This is a genomic window from Arthrobacter sp. SIMBA_036, from assembly GCF_046535135.1.
In the GTDB taxonomy this organism is placed as follows: Bacteria; Actinomycetota; Actinomycetes; order Actinomycetales; family Micrococcaceae; genus Arthrobacter.
Genome location: NZ_JAWRXG010000027.1, coordinates 1 through 4,454, shown reverse-complemented (window position 1 = coordinate 4,454; position 4,454 = coordinate 1). Strand labels below are relative to the sequence as shown.

Sequence of the window (4,454 nt, the reverse complement as noted above, 5' to 3'; positions counted from 1 at the left end):
GTAATGTCAGGGCGGCGGACAGAAGCCGCCCCTCCGCCTCCTCACGCCGCTCCTGCTGCGTGCGGCGCCGCGGAGCCTCAGGCGTCGGCCCCTCGCTTCCTGCCCCCACGCTCCCCCGCACGGACGGCGTCGGCAACACAGCCCTGCCCTGACCAGCCGCACTCCGCGAAAGCCATCCGACCGCTTCCTGCATAGCCTGCTCTTTACCCATGTAGTACTCCTTGGAACAACCTCGCGCAACGAGCTACTTATCTGCAATAGGAAGTTGTTAAGTGATCCACAATCAAAGATTGAATCTAGCAGGTCGGCAACTCCCATACTGGCGGGCAAAGCTAACGATGACGCGAATAAGCTTTGCTGCCGGCTCCGCAGCCTCCAGCAATACCGATACCATGCCTTCCCAGGAGTACCGGCAACCCGGGCCTGACCTTGACCGGCCCGTTCTGCGGCACGGGGCAATTGGTTGCCGCAGCAGCAAATCATGCCAATCGCCCGCTACCGGGCCAAACGCACCCCGCTCTGTGGAGCCCTCACACACCATGGGGGTACGACAGTTTCTCTTCGCCGCTAGAGCTCACCGCCTGTCAAGGTGAAAGGGCTTCCCGTTGATCCTCTCAGACGCGCCCACCCGATCCAGATAGGGCGTGATGCCGCCCAAGTGCAGCGGCCAGCCGGCGCCGGTCATCATGCACAGATCGACGTCCTCTGCGGAGGCCACCACGCCTTCCTTAAGCAGAAGCCCGATTTCTTGTGCCAAAGCGTTCTGGACGCGTTCAAGCAACAGTTCTGACGTGGCCGGGCAATGACCGAATTCCAGTAGGGCCAGGGTGGAGTGCGGGATGTGCGATCTGCTGCTGTCGTATTCGTTGGGCCAGAGCGAGGCGATGTCATTGTCGATGAGTCTCTGAACATTGGCGGACACGGGGAACCGGTCGCCGAAGGCGTCATGGAGGGACTCGATAACATGCTGCGCGACTGGAAGGCCAATCATGGACAAAAGGGTAAATGGAGTCATCGGCAGGCCCATGGGCTTGAGGGCCCTGTCCGCCACGTCGGCAGGGGTGCCCTCGTCAAAAGCCCTTAAGACCTCCGCCATCAGCCGAAGGAGCACGCGGTTCACGACGAATGCCGTAGCATCTCGGACGAGCACCGAGGTCTTCTTCAACTTTTTGCCGAGGACGATCGCTGTGGCCACGGCTTCATCGCTGGTCTTGGCTGCCTGAACGATCTCGAGCAAGGGCATTGCGGCGACCGGATTAAAGAAGTGAAATCCGATGACTCTCTCCGGGTGCAGGAGGTCAGCGGCCATCTCGGTCACCAGCAACGACGACGTATTGGTGGCAAGAACGCACTTTTCGGAAACGACGGACTCGACCTCAGCGAGGACTTGCTTCTTGACGGCGAGGTCTTCGAAGACCGCTTCGATCACGAAGTCAGCGTCAGACAAAGCGGCCTTCGAAACTGAACCACTGACGAGGGCTTTGATGCCGTTGGCGTCGTCCAAGGAAATGCGCTTCTGGTCAAACAGTTTGTCAGCCTGGGCGTGGACGTGGCTCACACCTTTATCTACACGGTCCTGGTCGAGGTCCGTCATCACCACTGGGATGCGCAACTCCCGTACAAACAGGAGGGTTAGTTGGCATGCCATTAGTCCCGCGCCGACGACGCCGACCTTGTCGATCGGTCGGGCCTGCGCCGGATTTGGTGCCAAGGACGGGTTCTTGGCTCGACGCTGCAGAACGTCAAGAAACGCGTATACGGAGTCTTTGAACTGCGGTGTAAGGATCAGTTCGCCGAGTACGTTGACCTCCAAATCTGCAGATTGTGCCTGGTCCAGGCTCCTGCCCAGCTCGAGGAGCTCCAGCAGGCGAGCAGGGGCAGGTGCGGCATTGGAGGTCTTTGACTCAACGACGGCCCGGCCCGCGGCCACGGCCGCGTCCCACTCCTCCTGCGATGAGCCCGCCATAGAGGCCCGCCGTTGGTCAAGTTCTTGCCTGCGTGCCGCGTCGGTGATAATGCCGTCCGCCCAGGCCAGGGACTGGGTTAGGAAATCAGGACTGTCGAATATAGCGTCCGAGATGCCGAGCTCGTAGGCTGACCGACCGTCAAGAACCTTATTGTTGCTCAGCGGGTTCTCTATCATCACCTTCACGGCATTAGCTGGCCCGATGAGTCGAGGAAGTCGGTACACGCCGCCCCAGCCGGGCACAAGGCCGAGGTACGCCTCAGGCAGAGAAATGCCCTTTGCACCCGTCGAGATTGTGCGGTAGCGGGCTGCCAAGGCAGCTTCCAGACCGCCTCCTATGGCCACGCCATTGATGAAGGCGAAAGTTGGGACGTCCATAGCGGCGAGGGCGCCAAACACTTGATGACCCAGGCGTGCTATAGCTCGGGCTGATTCCAAGTCCTCCAAGCCTTTCAAAGCCTTCAGGTCTGCACCGGCCACAAAAAACCGGTTCTGGCCAGTAATGCCAACGCCGGCCACATGTCCGGCGTCCACCCGTTCCGCGACTTCTTGAAGCAGCGCCCGCAGTGCCTCCAGGGACTCGAGCCCAAAGGTAGCGGGTTTGCCCTCACCGCCGGTCAGCGTGATAAGAGCGAAAGTGCCTGCTCCAGGCAGTTGCACTTCTGTCAGCTGTGCGTTTGCGGAGAGGCGGCGGATAGGTTGGGCACCAAGATCACCGGGTTGGATCGTTGCGCGAGGCGGCAGTGTCATAAGTCGTTCCTAGCGTTGAGAGTCGCAACTAGCAGTGCGAAGGAGCGAATCGAGGCACACGTTACGAAAGAGCATCGTGACCCATGCAAACCTTGGCGGCCGACTCGCACTTCTGCAGCAGGGCAGAACGTGGCCATCGTTGTCGTGCACAAAGGCCCACACATGCGGAGCCGGCCAGTGCATGATGCCGAGCTCCTCGCATGCGCCCTCGCCTGCGCCGCGCAGATAATACTTGTTGAACAACTATGACCTTCGGCGTGGCATTTTGCAAGCGAAGTCAGTTGACCAATGACATATTTAGTGCGGAGAAGCAACCTATCGACGAACGAGCAGTGCGCACGATTGTGACCAACCGAAATGCGCTTCCAATCTGGGACAGAGTCGCGAACGCGTTCTTGAAGGCTTCACCGTGGTGATGTAGCCTCTGATGCGGTCGCGGAGGTGCGGGCTGATAGCGGCATCGTCTGGCCGTTCGGAGTTGGCCCAGAGCCGCAAAGTCATGGCCGTGACGCGAGGCAAATGTAACGCCGTCGAACTCCTTTTCTCAGCGATGGTCAAAACTGAGCCATTTCGTGGCTTGGCGTCCAGTGGTCGTTGCAACACCTAAGCTTTTAGGAGTTGCAATTGGTAGCAATGAAACGGCCAAGGAGGTCGCGGGGCTCCCCACCGAGGAACGCTGCACGTGCTCAGTATGATCAGCTGATGAGACAGGGAATGGGCAACTCTGAGGCGTGCAGGATCGTCGGAATCAGCCGTAGTACCGGCACCAGATGGAGGCACGGTCACAAGGTCGTCCTGAAGTCGGGCGACGTAAAGAGAGTCCCTCCAATCTCCCGGCAGAAACCTGCGGTGATTTCTGCCCGATTCCTCTCGGAGTTGGAACGGATCACGATGGCGGACCTCCTTCATGCAGGGCGCAGCATTCGGTCGATCTCGGTGGAACTTGGTCGCAGTCCGTCGACTGTGAGACGAGAGATCCGCCGGAACATTCATGAACCGTCTGGCAACTATCGTCCGCTAACGCCCCAGCGAACTACCGAACGGAGACGGAGTCGAGAGCGAGAAGGGAAGATTGCCAGCAACCCTGAGTTGCAGGAGTTCGTTCGCCAGCACCTGACACAACGATGGAGTCCTCGACAGATCAGCAACAGCCTGCGCGCTACGTTTCCCGGCCGACCAGAAATGCACGTCGCGCCTGCGACCGTTTATCAGGCCCTATAAGGGCGCGGAAGCCGTGGCCTAGCCGTTGACCCTGCGGTCTCTCTGCGCAGCGGACGGACCGGACGCCGGCGCCGCCGCCTGAAGGAACACCGGACCAGTCGTTTCCCGGACATGGTCATGATTCGAGACAGGCCCGCAGAAGCCGCCAGCAGGTTAGTACCAGGGCGCTGGGAATCTCAATGCTGTTGTCAAGCGGCCTGGACGCAAATGGTGGTTATTGGCTCACGGTATTGGGTGTGGTCGCGGAGCACGACCCAGATGACGTTGATGCGGCGTTGGGCGAGGGCGATGAGCGCCTGTTCGTGTGACTTTCCCTCGCAGCGTTTCCGGTCGTTGTAGGTTCTGGATGCAGGACTGTTTTCAGGCTAGTGAGGGCGGCGAGGTAACAGGTTCGGAGGAGTCTGCGGTTGAACCGGCGTAGCCCGTGTAGCTTTCCGCTGATTGGGACTGCTGAAGGTTTGATTGACACTTTGCCTGTGAGGATTTGATCCTTGCGGGTGGAAGGATGTTCATCATG

General features: G+C 59.8%; 3 protein-coding genes and 1 pseudogene. 1 reads left to right on the top strand and 3 read right to left on the bottom strand.

What is annotated here, in order from left to right; translation table 11 throughout:
- Window positions 1–211: hypothetical protein (locus tag SB659_RS18950; RefSeq protein ID WP_410551506.1), on the bottom strand; the 211-nt coding region annotated here is incomplete at its 3' end.
- A gap of 363 nt (window positions 212–574) precedes the next feature.
- Complete coding sequence (locus SB659_RS18945) at window positions 575–2,716, bottom strand: 3-hydroxyacyl-CoA dehydrogenase NAD-binding domain-containing protein (RefSeq protein WP_410551505.1); 2,142 nt, start codon at window positions 2,714–2,716, stop codon at window positions 575–577.
- Between the two features lie 633 nt (window positions 2,717–3,349).
- Here SB659_RS18945 and SB659_RS18940 point away from each other — a divergent pair.
- Complete coding sequence (locus SB659_RS18940; RefSeq protein WP_410551507.1) at window positions 3,350–3,937, top strand: helix-turn-helix domain-containing protein; 588 nt, start codon at window positions 3,350–3,352, stop codon at window positions 3,935–3,937.
- A gap of 188 nt (window positions 3,938–4,125) precedes the next feature.
- On the opposite strand, the pseudogene SB659_RS18935 reads toward SB659_RS18940, so the two are convergent.
- Window positions 4,126–4,379: pseudogene (locus SB659_RS18935) on the bottom strand (IS110 family transposase); the annotation flags it as partial.
- Window positions 4,380–4,454: the final 75 nt, after the last annotated feature.